Source organism: Oerskovia jenensis, assembly GCF_016907235.1.
Classification (GTDB): domain Bacteria; phylum Actinomycetota; class Actinomycetes; order Actinomycetales; family Cellulomonadaceae; genus Oerskovia; species Oerskovia jenensis.
This window is the reverse complement of sequence record NZ_JAFBBO010000001.1, coordinates 1,953,069-1,969,891: the sequence shown is the minus strand read 5'-3', so window position 1 is coordinate 1,969,891 and position 16,823 is coordinate 1,953,069. Positions and strand designations below refer to the sequence as shown.

Annotated in this window: 16 protein-coding genes and 1 riboswitch; all 16 genes read left to right on the top strand. The window is 74.1% G+C overall.

From position 1 onward, the window contains the following. Positions 1 to 104 precede the first annotated feature (104 nt). The 16 genes from JOD49_RS08850 (at position 105) to JOD49_RS08775 (ending at position 16,611) form a co-directional block, all read left to right on the top strand. Positions 105 to 899, top strand: coding sequence for a 3-hydroxyacyl-CoA dehydrogenase (locus JOD49_RS08850; protein WP_205306857.1), 795 nt, complete (start codon positions 105 to 107; stop codon positions 897 to 899). Positions 900 to 1,482: 583 nt separating this feature from the next. Next, complete coding sequence (locus tag JOD49_RS08845; RefSeq protein ID WP_205306856.1) at positions 1,483 to 2,763, top strand: LLM class flavin-dependent oxidoreductase; 1,281 nt, start codon at positions 1,483 to 1,485, stop codon at positions 2,761 to 2,763. 12 nt (positions 2,764 to 2,775) lie between these two features. Continuing rightward, a complete protein-coding gene (locus tag JOD49_RS08840) occupies positions 2,776 to 4,194 on the top strand; it encodes an NtaA/DmoA family FMN-dependent monooxygenase (RefSeq protein ID WP_205306855.1) in 1,419 nt (472 codons plus the stop codon). A 40-nt stretch (positions 4,195 to 4,234) separates the two neighbouring features. Beyond that, positions 4,235 to 5,200 (top strand): DUF1684 domain-containing protein, encoded by a 966-nt coding sequence (locus JOD49_RS08835; RefSeq protein ID WP_205306854.1) that lies wholly within the window; start codon positions 4,235 to 4,237, stop codon positions 5,198 to 5,200. Next, a complete protein-coding gene (locus JOD49_RS08830) occupies positions 5,197 to 5,808 on the top strand; it encodes a GNAT family N-acetyltransferase (protein WP_205306853.1) in 612 nt (203 codons plus the stop codon). Before JOD49_RS08835 ends, JOD49_RS08830 begins: the two co-directional genes overlap by 4 nt. 75 nt (positions 5,809 to 5,883) lie before the next feature. Beyond that, positions 5,884 to 7,023 carry an amino acid ABC transporter permease gene (locus tag JOD49_RS08825; protein WP_205306852.1) on the top strand — a complete coding sequence of 380 codons (1,140 nt, stop codon included), beginning with the start codon at positions 5,884 to 5,886 and terminating at the stop codon, positions 7,021 to 7,023. Further along, positions 7,020 to 7,835: an amino acid ABC transporter ATP-binding protein gene (locus JOD49_RS08820; RefSeq protein ID WP_205306851.1), complete on the top strand. Its 816-nt coding sequence runs from the start codon at positions 7,020 to 7,022 to the stop codon at positions 7,833 to 7,835. The genes JOD49_RS08825 and JOD49_RS08820 overlap by 4 nt, the downstream gene beginning before the upstream one ends. A 74-nt stretch (positions 7,836 to 7,909) precedes the next feature. Next, positions 7,910 to 8,971 (top strand): ABC transporter substrate-binding protein, encoded by a 1,062-nt coding sequence (locus JOD49_RS08815; RefSeq protein WP_205306849.1) that lies wholly within the window; start codon positions 7,910 to 7,912, stop codon positions 8,969 to 8,971. A 90-nt stretch (positions 8,972 to 9,061) separates the two neighbouring features. Next, positions 9,062 to 10,255 carry an FAD-dependent oxidoreductase gene (locus tag JOD49_RS08810; protein ID WP_205306847.1) on the top strand — a complete coding sequence of 398 codons (1,194 nt, stop codon included), beginning with the start codon at positions 9,062 to 9,064 and terminating at the stop codon, positions 10,253 to 10,255. Positions 10,256 to 10,316: 61 nt separating this feature from the next. Further along, the gene (locus JOD49_RS08805; protein ID WP_205306845.1) at positions 10,317 to 11,201 is read left to right on the top strand and encodes an NADPH-dependent oxidoreductase; all 885 of its coding nucleotides are present in this window, start codon (positions 10,317 to 10,319) and stop codon (positions 11,199 to 11,201) included. Between the two features lie 99 nt (positions 11,202 to 11,300). Then, on the top strand, positions 11,301 to 12,575 hold the full coding sequence (locus JOD49_RS08800; protein ID WP_205306843.1) for an LLM class flavin-dependent oxidoreductase: 1,275 nt from the start codon (positions 11,301 to 11,303) through the stop codon (positions 12,573 to 12,575). A 92-nt stretch (positions 12,576 to 12,667) separates the two neighbouring features. After that, on the top strand, positions 12,668 to 13,057 hold the full coding sequence (locus tag JOD49_RS08795; RefSeq protein ID WP_205306842.1) for a rhodanese-like domain-containing protein: 390 nt from the start codon (positions 12,668 to 12,670) through the stop codon (positions 13,055 to 13,057). After that, complete coding sequence (locus tag JOD49_RS08790) at positions 13,054 to 13,704, top strand: GNAT family N-acetyltransferase (protein ID WP_205306840.1); 651 nt, start codon at positions 13,054 to 13,056, stop codon at positions 13,702 to 13,704. The genes JOD49_RS08795 and JOD49_RS08790 overlap by 4 nt, the downstream gene beginning before the upstream one ends. A 32-nt stretch (positions 13,705 to 13,736) precedes the next feature. Continuing rightward, positions 13,737 to 14,852 (top strand): LLM class flavin-dependent oxidoreductase, encoded by a 1,116-nt coding sequence (locus tag JOD49_RS08785; RefSeq protein WP_205306838.1) that lies wholly within the window; start codon positions 13,737 to 13,739, stop codon positions 14,850 to 14,852. Positions 14,853 to 14,970: 118 nt separating this feature from the next. After that, complete coding sequence (locus tag JOD49_RS08780) at positions 14,971 to 16,068, top strand: LLM class flavin-dependent oxidoreductase (RefSeq protein WP_205306837.1); 1,098 nt, start codon at positions 14,971 to 14,973, stop codon at positions 16,066 to 16,068. A gap of 126 nt (positions 16,069 to 16,194) precedes the next feature. After that, positions 16,195 to 16,611: a hypothetical protein gene (locus JOD49_RS08775; RefSeq protein WP_239525177.1), complete on the top strand. Its 417-nt coding sequence runs from the start codon at positions 16,195 to 16,197 to the stop codon at positions 16,609 to 16,611. Between the two features lie 93 nt (positions 16,612 to 16,704). Further along, positions 16,705 to 16,817: riboswitch (SAM riboswitch) on the top strand. Positions 16,818 to 16,823: the final 6 nt, after the last annotated feature.

The following is a 16,823-nucleotide window of genomic DNA, read 5'->3' as shown; positions in this document are numbered from 1 at the left end:
CACCCCGCCCGACCCGCTCGGCCAGCCCGACGGCGGTACCCGGCCCTGCGGACCTCCTCGTCCCCGGGCTACGCTGCCCACGACCGTCGACGAAGGAGTGGGACGTGGAGATCGCGGGCAAGGTCGCGCTGGTGACCGGTGGGGCCTCGGGCCTGGGGCGGGCGACCGTCGAGGAGCTGGTCGGCGCGGGGGCGCGCGTCGTGGTCGCGGACCTGCCGGGCTCGCCCGGACAGGCGCTCGCGGACGCCCTGGGCGACGCGGTCCGGTTCGTGCCGACCGACGTGACGAGCGAGGACGACGTGTCCCGCGCCCTCGACGCGGCCACCGAGCTGGGGGGGCTGCACGTCGCGGTGAGCTGCGCGGGGATCGTGCTCGCGCGGCGCGTGCTCGGCAAGGGCGGTGTGCATGACCTCGCCGCGTTCCAGAAGGTCGTGACCGTGAACCTGGTCGGGACGTTCAACGTCGCGCGGCTCGCGGCCGAGCGCATGGTCGCGCTGGGGGGTGCCGGTGGTGACGGGGGCGGGGAGGCGCGCGACGAGCCCGAGGAACGGGGCGTGATCGTGAACACCGCGTCGGTCGCGGCGTTCGACGGCCAGGTGGGCCAGACCGCCTACGCGGCGTCGAAGGGGGCCGTCGCCGCGATGACCCTGCCGCTCGCGCGTGACCTCGCCGACAAGCGCATCCGGGTCATGACCGTCGCGCCCGGCATCTTCAGCACGCCCATGATGGCGTCCCTGCCCCCCGAGGCTCAGGACTCGCTCGCGGGCCAGGTGCCGCACCCGCGCCGGCTCGGCCGCCCCGAGGAGTTCGCGCGCCTGGTGCGGGCGATCGTCGAGAACCCCATGCTCAACGGCGAGGTGATCCGCCTCGACGGCGCGATCCGGATGGCGCCGCGCTGATCCTCGTCCGCTGAGTGCGGAGTAGTTGCTGTGGATCGCCGGTGATGACGACAAATACTCCGCACTCAGCGGAAGGTGGTGTCCGTTTCGGACGGGTTCCCGTCTCAATCTCTACTGATTCGGTCCAGAATGCGGACGGTTGGCCCAAGTCGTTGACACACCCAGGGCCCGGGCATACATTCCGGGCCATCGGCAGACGCCCCGTCCGCCGCACCGCAGCACGACGACCCGAGGAGGACCCGTGGACACCAGCACCGCGCTCGTCCTCGTGACGGCCACGTCGGCCCCCGCACGTCGAATGTGTTGTTCCCCCGGGCGCCCCGTCGTCCCGGGCCGCGTCTGTTGTTGAGCCTGCGCTCCGCCTGACGCCTCCCGAGCCGAGCCGGCTCGTCCCTGAACCGCCCCGCCCGTGACCGGGTCGCCGCGGCATGCCGATCGACGGCCGGCCACGGTGCCACCGACCACCGCGCCGGGCGGTCCACCCGCTGCACCCTGTTCGCGCGACCCGTCGCGGCTGTCCGTCGACCCCTGCGACAGCCCCTCCTCGCGACCCCGCACCCGACCTCCCGGAGTGGAACGACCCATGCCTGACTCGAACCTGACGCCACTGTTCGCCCCCACCTCGCAGCCCGCTGCCCAGTCCGACGAGCAGGCCGCGAGCCGGCCCGTCGAGGACGACCTCGACACGCTCGCCAGCATCGACGACCTGCTCGACGAGCGCCCGCGCCGCTCGGTGCACCTCGGCATCGACCTGTCCGACGCCGGCGCGCGAGCGGGGGCGTGGCGAGCCGTGGGATCGCAGTCACCGCAGCTCTTCGACGCGCACCGGCTGCAGGAGCTCGTCGCGACCGCCCAGCGCGGCGTGCTCGACTTCGCGCTGTTCGACGACACGTTCTCGCTCCAGCCCACGCGCAACACGACGCTCCGCGGCCGGCTCGACGCCGCGCTCGTGGCCTCGCGGCTGGCCCCCCGCTCGACGGGCATCGGCCTCGTCGCGACCGTCGACACCACGCACACCGAGCCCTTCCACGTCTCCAAGGCGATCGCGACGATCGACCACGTGAGCACCGGCCGGGCGGCCTGGCAGGTGGGCTGGTCGACGAGCGAGGCCGCCGCGGCGCTCTTCGGCCGCAAGGACGCGCAGAGCCCCGCGGACGCGATCGCCGAGGCCGAGGAGGCCATCGAGGTCGTGAGCCGCCTCTGGGACAGCTGGGAGGACGACGCCGAGATCCGCGACGTCCCCTCGGGCCGGTTCATCGACCGCGACAAGGTGCACTACGTCGACTACGACGGCGTCCGCTTCGCCGTGAAGGGGCCCTCCATCACGCCCCGCTCACCCCAGGCGCAGCCCCCGGTCGTCGTGCGCGCGGACTCCGCCGAGGCACTGGCCCTCGCAGGCCGTCGCGCCGACGTCGTGCGCGTACGGGCCACGACGCTCGACGGTGCGAAGGCGCTGCGCGACCAGGTGCGTGCCGCCGCCGCGGACGCGGGCCGGGACCCCGACGACCTGCGCGTCCTGGTCGACCTGTACGCCGTGATCGGGCAGGACCGGGCCAGCGCGCAGGCGCGGCTCGACCTGCTCGAGGGGCTCGAGGGCATCACGTGGGACACCGACTCGCTCACGCACGTCGGCACGGCCCGCGACCTCGCCGAACTGGTCGAGGAGTGGTTCGACGCCGGCGCGGCCGACGGGTTCACGATCCGTCCGTCCTCGCTGCGCACCGACCTCGACGCCCTCGTCGACGGCGTCGTGCCCTTGCTCCAGGAGGCCCGTGTCTTCCGGTCGGCCTACCCCGGCACGACCTTGCGGGACACCCTGGGGCTCGCACGCCCCGCCAACCGCTACGCCGCTGCGATCGCCTGAGGAACCCCCACCATGACGCACCCCACCCCCGACTCGACCCGTTCGCGCGACGGCCGTCCCCGCAAGCAGATCCACCTGGGCGCGCACTTCCCGGGAGTCAACAACACGACCGTATGGAGCGACCCGGCCTCCGGCAGCCAGATCGACTTCGCGTCGTTCGAGTACCTCGCGCGCCGGGCCGAGGTCGCGAAGCTCGACTTCTTCTTCCTCGCCGAGGGCCTGCGCCTGCGTGAGCACAAGGGGCAGATCCACGACCTCGACGTGGTCGGCCGCCCCGACACGCTCCCGGTCCTGGCCGCGCTCGCCGCGGTCACCGACCGCCTGGGCCTCGCGGGTACGGTCAACACGACGTTCAACGAGCCCTACGAGCTGGCCCGCCAGTTCGCGACGCTCGACCTCCTGTCGGGTGGCCGCGCGGCCTGGAACCTGGTCACGAGCCCCGACGCCTTCACGGGTGCCAACTTCCGTCGCGGCGGGTTCCTGCCCTACGAGGAGCGGTACGAGCGCGCGGGCGAGCTCGTCGCCCTGGCCCGCCGGCTCTGGGACTCGTGGGCCGACGAGGCCGTGGACGACGACGAGGTCGAGCGGGCGGGGGCCGTCCGACCGTTCGCGCACCAGGGCAGGCACTTCGACGTGGCGGGACGCTTCGAGACCCCCCGCGGGCCCCAGGGGCACCCCGTCCTGTTCCAGGCGGGCGATTCGGCCGACGGTCGCGACTTCGCCGCCGCGACGGCCGACGTGATCTTCTCCGCGCACTCGGCGTTCGAGGACGGCCAGGCGTTCTACGCCGACGTGAAGTCCCGCCTCGCGGCCCACGGTCGCGACCGCGACTCGCTCAAGATCCTCCCCGCGACGGTCGTCGTCCTGGGGGACACGGCCGAGGAGGCCGCCGAGCGGGCGCGGGAGATCCGGCTCCAGCAGGTCCCCGGCCGGACCGCCATCGCGTTCCTCGAGCAGGTCTGGGGTCGGGACCTCACGGCGTACGACCCCGAGGGGCCGCTGCCCGACGTCGAGCCCGACCTCGACCACCTGAACATCACGCGCGGCCGCGTCCGGCACATCAAGGACCCCGCGCCCGTCGTCGCGGCGTGGCGCGAGAAGGCCGCGGCCAACGGCTGGTCCATCCGGGACCTCGTGATCGAGGTGTCGGGCCGCGGCGGGTTCGTCGGCACGGCCCAGCAGGTCGCCGACGACATCGACCGCCACGTGCAGGAGGACGCGTCGGACGGCTTCATCCTCGTGCCGCACCTGACCCCGGCCGGCCTCGACGACGTGTTCGACCAGGTCGTGCCGCTGCTCCAGGAGCGTGGCTCGTTCCGCACCGAGTACACGGGCACGACGCTCCGGGACCACCTGGGGCTGGCGCGCCCCGAGGCGGGCACGGGCATCCCCGCCCGTGCCCCCTCCGGCGCCGCGGCGCACTCCGCCTGACCCGTCCCGACACCGTCCGACACCAGCCCGAAGGAGCATCATGACGACGAGCACCACGTCCCCGACAGGCGTCACCACGCGCGGCCGCCACACGGCGTCCGCACCGACGGGCACGCCCGCCGAGCCGTCCGACGGCTCGGCGACGAGCGCCGCCGTCGCCGCGTGGTCGGCGTGGCACGCCGAGCGTGAGCGCACCCTGCGCGAGCAGCACGGCTGGCTCACGCTCACCACGCTGCACTGGGTCCCGGAGTCCCCGACGGCCTTCCCGGGCCTGCCCGGCCAGTGGTGGTCGGACACGGACGGCGTGCACCTGCGGGCAGCGGCGGCCGACGCGATCGTCCCGGCCGGCGGCCAGGACGTGCTGCGCGGCACGCACGTGCAGGACGTCGCGGAGGGCGCCTCGACGTTCGTCGCGACCTTCGTGCCCGACGGCGTCGACCCGGCCTCGCCCGTCGCGGTCGAGCTCGTGCGGCGCACCGGAAGGTACGGGCTGCGCGTGCGTGACCCCCGGGCTCGCACCCGGGTCGCGTTCGAGGGGGTCCCGACCTTCGACTACGACCCGTCATGGGTCCTCGACGCACCGGTGCGCTGGTACGACGCCCCGGTCGCCGAGGTCGTGGGCGGGGCGCAGCCCGGCCTCGAGCACCACGTCCAGGTCGTGGGCGAGGTCGACGTCGCGCGCGACGGCCTGACCACGACGCTGCGGCTCACGGGCACGCCCGGCGGCAGCACGAGCCTGCTGTTCACCGACCCGGCCCCCGGTATCGCGGACTGGCGGGTGCTGTTCGTCGACCGTGCGACGGCCGGTGGGTCCGGGACCGATGTGGCCGAGACGTCGGACGACGAGACCACGGCCGGCCCGGACGCCGCCCGCACGCTGCGCCTCGACCTGAACCGGACGCTCAACCTGCCCTACGCCTTCACCGACTTCGGCACGTGCCCGCGCCCGGTCGACGGCAACGTCCTGCCGTTCTCGGTCGAGGCGGGGGAGAAGGCCCCCCGATGAGCGCGCTCACCACGGCGGTCACGACCCGCTCCGTGCACCTGCACGACCCGCTCGTGCGGCCCCTCCTCGACGAGCTCGCCCACGAGTACGCGTCGCGCTACCGCAGCCTGCTCGACGAGGAAGAGCTCCGCGCCGAGATGGAGCACTACCCGGCCGCCGACTTCGCGGCCCCCGACGGCGAGCTCGTGCTGCTCCTCGCGGACGGCGAGCCGGTCGCCGGTGGGGCGTTCCGCCGTCGGGCAGAACCGGAGGTCGGCGACCCTGCGCGCCGGACCCTGCCCGGCGCCGGGCCGTACGCCCAGGGCGGGACCCACGACGCCGACGGCACCCCCGTCGTGCGGACCGCCGAGCTCAAGCGCATCTGGACCCACTCGGCCCACCGGCGGCGCGGGCTCGCCCGCCAGGTCCTCGTCGAGCTCGAGCAGCGTGCGGCCGCGCGCGGCTACACGCGGATCTACCTGACGACCGGCCCCCGCCAGCCCGAGGCCGCGGGTCTGTATCTCGGCGCGGGGTACACCCCGCTGTTCGACGTGACGCGCGACCCCGAGGAGATCGGGCCCCTGGCGTTCGAGAAGTGGCTCTGTCCGGACGTGTCAGAACCAGCGTGACCCCGAGGTCACGCTCGCTCTGACACGGCACGCCGCCCCGTCCGCCCCTCCCTTCTCACCCGCCCGAGGTCTGCCATGAGCACCCTGTCCCTGCCGCAGGACGAGTCCCGCCAGCTCGTCCCACCCCCCGGATCGCTGCCCGACCCACCCGGCACCGCGACGCTCGCGTCGGCGACCACCGCCGCGGGCGGAGCGGACGCGACGACGCGCTGGGAGGACCTCAAGGTCGTCCCGGCCCGCCACCCGGGCCGCTGGGTCGCGACCGCCGGCGTCGCCGTCCTGCTCGCGATGGTCATCAGCTCGCTCGTGACCAACCCCAGGTGGGAGTGGACGATCGTCGCGCAGTACCTGACGTGGCCCTCGGTGCTGAACGGACTGTGGGGGACCATCCGGCTCACCGCGGTCGCCGCGGTCATCGGGTTCGGGCTCGGGACCGTCCTCGCGCTCATGCGCCTGTCCCGGTCGCCGCTGCTCCAGGCCGTGTCGTCGGCCTACACGTGGGTGTTCCGCTCGGTGCCGCTGATCCTGCAGCTCCTGCTCTGGTACAACCTGGCCTACCTCTACCCGACGCTCTCGCTCGGCATCCCGTTCGGGCCGGGCTTCCTCGAGTTCGGGACCCTCGACGTGATCGACAAGTTCGGTGCCGCGATCCTGGGCCTGGGTCTGTCGCAGGCCGCGTACTCCTCGGAGATCGTGCGCGCCGGGATCCTCTCGGTCGACCAGGGCCAGCACGAGGCCGCGGCCTCGCTGGGCATCCCGCGCTCGCGCCAGACGCTGCGCATCGTGCTGCCGCAGGCCATGCGGACCATCGTGCCGACGTCGGTCAACGAGATCATCGGCCTCGTCAAGGGCACCTCGGTCGTGTACGTCCTCGCGTACGGCGAGCTGTTCTACACGATCGGCGTGATCTACGGCCGCAACCAGCGCGTCGTCCCGCTGCTCATGGTCGCGGCCATCTGGTACCTCATCATCACGACGGTCCTGACGATCGCGCAGTACTACGTCGAGCGGCACTACGCCAAGGGCGCCGTCCGCACGCTGCCCCCGACCCCGGTCCAGCGCGTCCGGTGGACGCTCCAGGTCGCGTGGTCCCGGGTCACCGGACGCCCCGCGCCCGCCCACCTGCCGCCCGCCTACGCGGCGCGCGCCGCCGTCGGCCGCGGCCACCTGACACGGACCGGCGCGACCGACCACCACACCGGAGGTGCCGCATGACCGCCACGACCACGCGTCCCGCGGCCGAACCGGCCAGCCCGGCCGCGACGCCCCTGGGCCTCGTCGAGGTCCGCGGCGTGCACAAGTCCTACGGCACCCTCGAGGTGCTCGCGGGCATCGACCTCGTGGTCCGCCCGGGTGAGGTGACCGTGATCCTCGGCCCGTCCGGTTCGGGGAAGTCGACGCTGCTGCGCGTCATCAACCACCTGGAGAAGGTCGACCGCGGGTTCGTCGCGGTCGACGGCGACCTCATCGGGTACTCCCGCAAGGGGGACACCCTGCGCGAGCTCAAGGAGAAGGACATCCTCGTCCAGCGCACCCGGATCGGGTTCGTGTTCCAGAGCTTCAACCTCTTCCCGCACCTCACGGCCCTCGAGAACGTCGTCGAGGCGCCCGTCTCGGCCCAGGGGCGGCCGCGCGCCGAGGTCGAGGCCGAGGCGCGCGAGCTCCTGGCCCGGGTCGGCCTCGCCGACAAGGTCGACGCCCGCCCGCGCCAGCTCTCGGGCGGGCAGCAGCAGCGCGTGGCGATCGCCCGTGCGCTGGCCACCCGCCCGCGCGTGCTGCTGTTCGACGAACCGACGTCGGCACTCGACCCGGAGCTCGTCGGCGAGGTGCTCGACGTCATCAAGGACCTCGCGCACGGCGGCACGACCATGGTCGTCGTCACGCACGAGATCGGCTTCGCCCGCGAGGTCGCCGACACGGTCGTGTTCATGGACGCGGGCCGCATCGTCGAGCAGGGCCCGCCCGGCCAGGTCCTCGACGCCCCGCGCCACGACCGGACCAGGGCGTTCCTCGACAAGGTCCTGTGACGTCTCGGCACGTCCGCTGCCCGGTGCGTGCCACCCACCCCACCGCACTCCCACCCACCACGAAAGAGAACACGATGTCCCTGCACACCTCCGGCGCGACCGTCCGCTCCTCCGCGGCGTCCCGCACCGGTCGCCGCCCCTCCCGCCTCTCCCACCGCGCGGTCGCCGCGGTCGCGACCCTGCCGCTCCTCGCGCTGCTCGCGGCGTGCGCGACGAGCGCCGACGCCGAGCCGGGCACGGCCGACAACGAGAAGGCCGCCGAGGCGGCCGGGCTCGTGATCGACACCTCGCCCGACCAGGAGTTCATCCACACGACCGCCTCGCCCGAGGCGATCGCGCTCCTGCCCGCGGACGTCAAGGCCGCGGGCGTGCTCAAGGTCTCCACGACCGCGGGCGGGCTGCCTCCGCTCGGCTTCCTCGCGGACGACGACAAGACGCCCATCGGCAACGAGCCCAACATCGCGGTCCTCGTGGCCGACGCCCTGGGGCTCGAGCTCGAGCTCGAGGTCAAGGCGTGGGCCGACTGGCCGCTCGCGCTGCAGTCCGGGGACGTCGACGCCGTGATCTCGAACGTGACCGTGACCGAGGAGCGCAAGGAGCTGTACGACTTCTCGTCCTACCGCAACGACCAGCTCGGCTGGCTCTCGGGTGCGTCGAACGACAAGGTGCCCGCGATCAAGGAGGCCAAGGACATCGCGGGCCTCACGGTGGGCGTCGGGTCGGGCACCAACCAGGAGAAGATCCTGCTCGCCTGGAACGAGGAGAACGTGGCCGCGGGCCTCGACCCCGTCAAGGGCGGGGAGCCCGAGTACTACGAGGACTACAAGGACGCGCTGCTCGCGGTCGCGTCGGGTCGCCTCGACGTGTACGTCGGGCCCAACGCGAGCCTCGCGTACAGCGCCGCGACCGCGCCCGACCAGTACAAGGTCGTCGGCACGCTCAACGGCGGCTGGCCCGCGACCGCGCAGATCGCCGTCGCGACCCTCAAGGGCAGCGAGCTGGCCCCGGCCGTGACCGCGGCGATCAACCACGCGATCGAGGACGGCAGCTACGCGGAGCTCCTCGAGCACTGGGGCCTGGAGGACGAGGCGATCCCTACCTCGGAGACCAACCCGCCCGGGCTGCCCAAGCCCTGACCCCGGACGACCGTCCGGCCCGCGGGGCTCCTCCTGGGACCCGCGGGCCGGCGGCACCGATCCACTCCTCCGCGAAAGAGAGCCAGCCAGATGACCGAGCACGTGTCGCACGTCGTCGTCGGCGGTGGCGTCATGGGGTCCGCCGCGGCGTGGCAGCTCGCGCGCGCGGGGCACGACGTCGTCCTGCTCGAACGCTTCGAGCCCGGCCACGCGAACGGCGCCTCGCACGGCGCGTCGCGCATCTACCGCACGACGTACTCCCAGCCTGCGTACCTCGACCTCGCGCAGGAGGCGTTCGGCCTGTGGCGCGAGCTCGAGCGCGACGCCGGCCTGCGCGCGGACGCGGTCCTCACGCTGACGGGTGGCGTGAGCCACGGGTTCCCACGGCGCACCGAGATCGGGGACGCGTTCGTCGAGCGCGGCATCCCGCACGAGTGGCTGCGGCCCGAGGAGGCCGCCGAGCGTTGGCCGGGCCTGCGGTTCGAGGGCGACGTGCTGCACGAGACCGCGACGGCCGGCCGCGTCCACGCCGACCGTGCGGTCGGGGCCTTCCAGTCCGCGGCCCGCGCGCACGGTGCCGACGTCCGCCACGGCGTCCACGTCCGCCACGTGCACCCGGGACCGGGCTCGGTGCGCGTCGTCACGGACCGGGGCGACCTGGTCGCGGGCACGGTCGTGGTGGCCGTGGGTGCGTGGAGCGCGGGCCTGCTGGGGGAGGCGTTCCCCGAGCCCGACGGCGCCGCGCCCCTCCCGTCCCTCGTCGTCACCCAGGAGCAGCCCGCGCACTTCGCGCTCGCCCCGGGTGCACCGGCGGAGGGCACCTGGCCGGCGTTCACGCACGCCCCCGCCGAGCCGCACGCGTGGCCCAGCGGCGTCTACGGGCTCGCGACCCCGGGCGAGGGGATCAAGGTCGGCTTCCACGGCGTCGGGCCGCGCACCGACCCCGACCGGCGGACCTTCCGGCCCGAGCCCGGGCAGCTCGCCCAGCTCCAGGACTACGTCCGGACGTGGGTGCCGGGCGCCGACGCGGACCGGCTCGTGCCCGTCTCGTGCACGTACACCACGACCCCGGACCACGACTTCGTGCTCGACCGCGTGGGCCGCGTCGTGATCGCCGCGGGGTTCTCGGGGCACGGCTTCAAGTTCGCGCCGTCGATCGGGCGCGTCCTGGCAGGGCTGGCCCGCGAGGACCCGGACACGTCGCCCGAGGCCGCGGACCGCCTGTTCTCCCTGGCCCGCTTCGCACGCGGTCCCGTGGCGCAGGTCCCCGGCCGGGCGGGCTGACCGGCCGACCCTCCTGCGACACCGACCACCTCGATCCGCTCCGACCCACCGAAAGGCCACCATGTCGACCACGACCGACCTCGACGCCCTCGCCGAGACCGCGCCCGCCGACCCCGCTCCCTCCGAGGCGGCCCCCGCGACGGGCTCGCCCCTGGCCGAGCGCTACGGCGCCGACCAGGCCGTCCTCCTCGCTCCGCCCACCGAGACGATCGACGGGATCCTGCGGCACCGTACGGTGCGCGCCTACCTCCCCGACCCGCTCGACGAGTCGGTCCTGCCGACGCTCGTCGCAGCCGCGCAGTCGGCCCCGACGTCGTCCAACATGCAGTTCTGGAGCGTCGTCGCGGTGACCGACCCGGAGCGCAAGGACCGGCTCGCGGCGCTCGCGGGCGGTCAGGAGCACATCCGGCAGGCGCCGCTCCTGCTCGTGTGGCTCGCGGACCTGGCGCGTGCGCGCGCGATCGGCGAGGCGCACGGCACCTCCCTCGAGGGGACCGACTACCTGGACTCGACGGTCGTGGCGTTCGTCGACGCGGCCCTCGCGGCGCAGAACGCGGTCGTCGCCGCGGAGTCGCTGGGGCTCGGGACCGTGTACATCGGCGCGCTGCGTCACCACCCCGAGCAGGTCGCCGACGAGCTCGGCCTGCCCGCGGGCACCGTCGCGGTGGTGGGGCTCGTCGTCGGGCACCCGGACCCGGCGGGAGGCGAGCGGGTCAAGCCGCGGCTGCCGCAGGCCGCGGTGCTGCACCACGAGACGTACGACCTCGACGCCCAGGCCGAGCACGTCGACGCCTACGAGGACGTCATCGCGCCGTTCTACCGCGACGAGGGGCTGACGGAGAGCTGGCGGCGCCGCGTGGTCGACCGGCTCGCGATCCCCGGCCCCCAGCGCGGCCACGCGCACCTGCACTCGGCGCTCGCGGCGCGCGGCCTGCCGTCCCGCTGACCCACCTCCTGCTGAGTGCGGAGCAGATGTCGTCAGATCGGGCGATCGACGACAACTACTCCGCACCCAGCGCCCCACCGACTCACAGAGGACCTTTCGATGACCACCTCCGACCTCCCGGCCACCCACCAGCCCCGGGTCCCGCTGTCGATCCTCGACCTCGCGGTCGTGAGCGAGGGGGCGACAGGCGCCCAGGCCCTGCGCGACACGCTCGACACCGCGATCCGCGCGGACGCGCTCGGCTACCGCCGCATCTGGTTCGCCGAGCACCACCTGTCCCCGGGCGTCGCGTCGGCGTCCCCCGCAGTCCTCGCGGCCCTCGTCGCGGAGCGCACGCCGCGCATCCGGGTGGGATCGGGGGCCGTGCTGCTGAGCACCACGAGCCCGTTGATCGCGGCCGAGCAGTTCGGGACCGTCGCGGCCCTGCACCCGGGCCGGGTGGACCTGGGACTGGGCCGGGCGTTCACGCCGCCGCCCGCCAGGGGTGCGCAGAGCGCGGGCGGCGAGGCCCCGCCGTCGGGCACGGGAGAGGCGCCGCCCGCAGCGCAGGTACCGCCCGCCCCCGCCCGGCCGGCCGGGCCGCGCGTGGTCGACGGGCTCCTGGTCCCCGCGGCACCTGGCGTCGACTTCTCCGACTCCGCGCTGCGTGAGCGGCTGCTCGCGCAGAAGGAGGTCGTGGGCGCGAGCCGGACCCCGGGGGAGTTCCGCGCCGAGCTCGAGCTGGTCCTGGGGCTGCGCGCCGGGACGTTCACCGACGGCGCGGGCACCGCGTGGACGAGCCCGCCCGTCGAGGGCGCGGCGTTCGACCTGTTCGTCCTCGCGTCGAGCGGTGGGATCAGCGCACGTGTCGCGGGCGAGCTCGGGCTGCCGCTCGCCGCGAACTACCACGTGGGCCCGTCCGCGACCCTCGACACGATCGCGGCGTACCGGGCGGCGTTCCGGCCGGGGGTGCTCGACCACCCGTACGTCGTGGTCTCGGCCGACGTCCTGGTCGCGGACAGCGACGCCGAGGCCCGCCGGATCGGCGAGCCCTTCACGGCCTGGGTCCTGTCGATCCGTCGCGGCGCCGGCGGTGCGATCGCCTACCCGGCGCCCGGCACGTCGCCCGCGTGGGAGGACCTGACCGACGCCGACCGGGCCGCCGTCCAGGACCGGGTCGACACGCGGTTCGTCGGGTCGCCCGAGACCGTCGTCGAGCGCCTCGAGACCCTGGCCCGCGTGACCGGGGCCGACGAGATCGTCGTCACGACCGCCGCCCACGACCCCGCCGACCGGGCCCGCTCGTTCGAGCTGCTGGCCCAGCACTGGGGTCTGCGGGCGGCTGCGGTCGAACCTGCCGTCGCGGCCGCCCGCGAACCAGCCCTCGCGAGGTAGAGGGATCCCGTCGAGGTAGAGGGCTCCAGCCCTCTACCTCGACGCCAGCCCTCTACCTCGGCACCCGCCACCCATCACACCCAGGAGACGACATGACCCAGCACCAGCCCCTCCTCGCCCCGGCCACCGACGCGGGGGCCCGCGTCGCCGACGGCGCCTTCCTGATCGACGTCCGCAGCGACGGGGGGCGCGCTGCGGCGGGCACCATCCCGGGCGCCACGATCACGGACCGCGACGACCTCGACGCGATCTTCGGCTCCGCGTCGGCCCCCGCGGTGTCGCTCGACACCCCGGTCGTCGTGGTCTGCGGCTCCGAGCGCGGCTCGGGCCCGGTCGCCGAGGCCCTCGCGGCACGCGGCTACACGAACGTCACGCACGTCGAGGGCGGCTTCCCCGCCTGGCGCGACGCCGGGCTCCCGGCCTCCCCGGGGACGGGAGCGACGCCGTCGGGCCCGCACGAGCCCGTCCGGCAGCGCGCATGAGCGCGCCCACCACGGCACGGCCGCACGCGGACAGCACGCCCGACGACGCCGCTCACCCGGGCGAGCGGACCCACCGGGGAGCGGGGTCACCCCGGGAGGGTGCCGGGGTGACCGTGCGGCTCGTGACCCCCGCCGAGCACGAGGCCGTCGCCGACCTGCTCGACGCGGCGTACGGGCACGAGTACTCGATCTCGGAGTCGTACCGCGCCGTGCTGCGCGACGTCGCGAGCCGCGCGGCCGAGCACGACGTGTGGGTCGCCGTCGACGAGACGGGTGCGCTGCTCGGCACCGTCGCGACACCCCTGCCCGGCCGGCACATCTCGCCCCTGGCCCTCGACGGGGAGCTCGACTTCCGGCTGCTCGGCGTCGCGCCCGCCGCCCGCGGCCGGGGGATCGGGACGACGCTCACGCTGCACGTCCTCGACGTGGCCCGCGCGCAGGGGGCGCAGCGGGTCGTCATGAACTCCGGGCCGCAGATGGTCCGCGCGCACCGCCTCTACGCGGCCCTCGGGTTCCGGCGCCTGCCCGAGCGCGAGACCCGTGTGATCGAGGGCGAGGGCGGCGGCCGTCTGCACGCGTACGGACTGGAGCTCGCCCCGGCGCCGCCCTCGCCGGGACGGCAGCACTCCCCGTCCGACCCCACCTGACCCGAACCCACCCCTCACCCCCGGAGAACACCATGCCCGTCGAGTTCCTCGGCATCGCGACCACGAGCGACGCCTCCGAGACCACCGACCGTACGACCGCACCGTTCGACAAGCAGTACCTCGAGCGCATCGTGCGCGCCCACGAGGACAACGGCTGGACCCGCGTCCTGTTCGCCTACGGGTCGAGCGGGCCCGAGCCGTCGGCGCTCGCGGCCTGGACCGCAGCCCGCCTCGACTCGGTCGAGCTGCTGCTCGCGCACCGGCCCAACGTCTCCTACCCGACGTTCGCGGCCAAGTCGTTCGCGACGCTCGACCAGCTCTCCGAGGGGCGCCTGTCCGTCCACTTCATCACGGGCGGCAACGACCACGAGCAGGGGCGCGAGGGCGACACGCTCACCAAGGACGAGCGCTACGCCCGTACCCAGGAGTACATCCAGATCGTCAAGAAGGCCTGGTCGAGCGCCGAGCCGTTCGACCACCACGGGACGTTCTACGACCTCGACGACTTCGTGCTGGACGCCAAGCCGTTCGAGGGACGCACGCCGACCATCTCGTTCGGTGGTTCCTCGGACGCGGCGTTCACGGTCGGTGCGGCCGAGGCCGACATCTACGCGGTGTGGGGCGAGCCGCTCGACCGCACGGCCGAGCAGATCCAGCGGGTGCACGCCGAGGCGGCTGCCGCCGGCCGTTCCACGCCGCCGCGCATCCACGCCGCGTTCCGGCCGATCATCGGGGCCACCGAGGAGCTGGCCTGGGAGAAGGCGCACGGCATCCTGGAGCGGATCGAGGCCCGCAAGGCGGCGGGCGGCGGGGTGCTGAGCCGTCGTCACCCGATCGACAAGCCCGAGAACGCGGGCTCGCAGCGCCTCCTGGAGATCGCCGCGCAGGGCGACCGGTTCGACACGGCCCTGTGGACCGCGACGGCCAAGGCCACCGGGGGAGCGGGCAACTCGAACGCCCTCGTGGGGACGCCCGAGACCGTCGCGCAGGCGCTGCTCGCCTACTACGACCTCGGCGTCCGCATCATCTCGGCGCGCGGCTACGACCTGCTCGACGACGCGACCGACTTCGGCCGCTACGTCATCCCGATCGTGCGCGAGGAGGTCGCCAAGCGCGACGCCGAGGCCGCGCAGACCCAGGCGGCCTGAACCCCATCCCCACTCCCTCCGCGAGATAGAGGGCTCTGGTCGAGGTAGAGGTCTGGAGCCCTCTACCTCGACCAGAGCCCTCTACCTCGGCACGACCCCCACCCCCTTAGGAGCCACCGTGCGTTTCCAGGTCCTCGACATCGTCTTCAACCCTCCCCACCCCGTCACGGGCCGGGCCGTCCCCGCGGCCGACCGGCTCGAGCGCGTCGTCGAGACCGCGGTGCTCGCCGAGGAGCTCGGCCTCGACGCGTTCGCGGTCGGCGAGCGGCACGCGGGCGACGTGCTGTCGTCGTCTCCCACCGTGATCCTCGGGGCGATCGCCGCGCGGACGTCACGCATCCTGCTGAGCACGGGCGTGACCGTGCTGTCCCTGCTCGACCCGATCCGCGTCGCCGAGGACTACGCGACGATCGACCAGCTCAGCCGCGGCCGGTTCGAGATGGTGATCGGCAAGGGCAACGAGGCGCTGCAGTACCCGCTGCTCGGGCTCGACCTCGCCAAGCAGTACGAGTACCTCGAGGAGAACTACGAGCTCCTCCGGCTGCTCCTGAGCGGCGAGGAGGTCGACTGGGAGGGCCGTCACCGCCCGGACCTGCAGGGTGCCACGACCCTGCCGCGCCCGTACGACGGTGCGTTCCGGATCTGGCACGGCTCGGCGACGTCGACGTTCTCGGTCGAGCTCGCAGCGCGGTGGGGTGACCCGATCGTGAGCGCCAACGCGCTCCAGCCCCGGGAGAACTACCAGGTGCTGATCGACCACTACCGCGACCGGTACGCGGCAGCCGGGCACGACCCGGCGTACGGGTTCGTCGGCTCGGGGTCCGGGGGCCTCTTCCTCGCCGACACGACCGAGCAGGCGATCGAGGAGTTCCGCCCCATCTACGAGGGAGCGGTCGCGCGCGCGGACCTGCGGAAGTACGACCCCGCGGCGGTCGGCAAGGTCACGAGCTTCCGGACCATCGAGGAGGCCGTCGAGCGCGGCCCGGCCCTCGTGGGTTCGCCCGAGCGCGTCGCCGAGAAGATCCTCGACTACCACCAGAGCTACGGGCACGACCTCCAGTCGGTCTCGATCAACCACCTCCTGGAGCCGGCCCGGCAGGACGACGTGCTGAGGCGGTTCGCGGAGGAGGTCGTGCCGCTGGTCCGGGCCGAGGTCAAGACCGACCTCTGGGGGCCCGCCGACGTGCGGCGCGCCAAGGGCTTCACGGCGCGGTAGGGCGCCCGGCCAGGGTGCCGGTCAGGCAGCGCCGGCACCCTGGCGGAGCGCTCCCGCAGGTCCTAGGCTGGACGTGTCCTGCGAGTGCGTGCGCGGCGCGCACGGACACGGAAGAAGGCTCCGACGATGTGGCTCCTCGTGATCTCCGGTGCGGTGGGCGCGGCCGTGGTCGCCGCTCTCGCCTGGTTCACGGTGCGCCTCGACCGGCCTCCCGCCGATGCCCTCCCACCCCTCGGACCGCACCGGACCACGCTGCGTGAGCGGCGCCGTCGGGCACCGGATCCCCTCGTCGCGCTCGCGGTCCAGATCCGTCTCGGGAGGCTCGCCGACGAGCTGCGGGCGGTCGAGGCCGACCCGGGCGTGTACGCCCGCGCACACCACTACCTCGCCGCGCAGGGCGCGTACGACGCGCTGCTGCGGGAGGCGTGCCGGCTCAGCGGTCTCGAGGTCGACACGGACCCGCTCGCCGCGGGCCTGCGCAGCGACGAGGACGAACGGCTGCGCGAGGAGCTCGAGCTCAGCTCCCGCGGCTGGACCTGGTAGCGCGCGCCGCACCGTCGCTCGACGGGTCTCACCTGTCGATACGGGCACCACTCGTTCTTGACCCTTTTGGTGCAGATGCCTACGTTCGGGCGCGGTCACGAGATCCACCGTCTGGCTCGGCAGGTGGATCAGCAACCCTCGCGTCGTGGTGGGGTGCTCCCGAGCAAGACCTGGCGGCCGTCGTCCGACGGCCGCAAGCACCGAGTCCCCTC

Excerpts from the sequence above, each read along its gene's own strand:
- JOD49_RS08775 (WP_239525177.1), top strand. The coding sequence starts at position 16,195 with ATGTGGCTCCTCGTGATCTCCGGTGCGGTGGGCGCGGCCGTGGTCGCC.
- JOD49_RS08790 (WP_205306840.1), top strand. The coding sequence starts at position 13,054 with ATGAGCGCGCCCACCACGGCACGGCCGCACGCGGACAGCACGCCCGAC.
- JOD49_RS08825 (WP_205306852.1), top strand. The coding sequence starts at position 5,884 with ATGAGCACCCTGTCCCTGCCGCAGGACGAGTCCCGCCAGCTCGTCCCA.
- JOD49_RS08830 (WP_205306853.1), top strand. The coding sequence starts at position 5,197 with ATGAGCGCGCTCACCACGGCGGTCACGACCCGCTCCGTGCACCTGCAC.
- JOD49_RS08810 (WP_205306847.1), top strand. The coding sequence starts at position 9,062 with ATGACCGAGCACGTGTCGCACGTCGTCGTCGGCGGTGGCGTCATGGGG.
- JOD49_RS08785 (WP_205306838.1), top strand. The coding sequence starts at position 13,737 with ATGCCCGTCGAGTTCCTCGGCATCGCGACCACGAGCGACGCCTCCGAG.
- JOD49_RS08805 (WP_205306845.1), top strand. The coding sequence starts at position 10,317 with ATGTCGACCACGACCGACCTCGACGCCCTCGCCGAGACCGCGCCCGCC.
- JOD49_RS08840 (WP_205306855.1), top strand. The coding sequence starts at position 2,776 with ATGACGCACCCCACCCCCGACTCGACCCGTTCGCGCGACGGCCGTCCC.
- JOD49_RS08820 (WP_205306851.1), top strand. The coding sequence starts at position 7,020 with ATGACCGCCACGACCACGCGTCCCGCGGCCGAACCGGCCAGCCCGGCC.
- JOD49_RS08800 (WP_205306843.1), top strand. The coding sequence starts at position 11,301 with ATGACCACCTCCGACCTCCCGGCCACCCACCAGCCCCGGGTCCCGCTG.
- JOD49_RS08795 (WP_205306842.1), top strand. The coding sequence starts at position 12,668 with ATGACCCAGCACCAGCCCCTCCTCGCCCCGGCCACCGACGCGGGGGCC.
- JOD49_RS08845 (WP_205306856.1), top strand. The coding sequence starts at position 1,483 with ATGCCTGACTCGAACCTGACGCCACTGTTCGCCCCCACCTCGCAGCCC.
- JOD49_RS08815 (WP_205306849.1), top strand. The coding sequence starts at position 7,910 with ATGTCCCTGCACACCTCCGGCGCGACCGTCCGCTCCTCCGCGGCGTCC.
- JOD49_RS08835 (WP_205306854.1), top strand. The coding sequence starts at position 4,235 with ATGACGACGAGCACCACGTCCCCGACAGGCGTCACCACGCGCGGCCGC.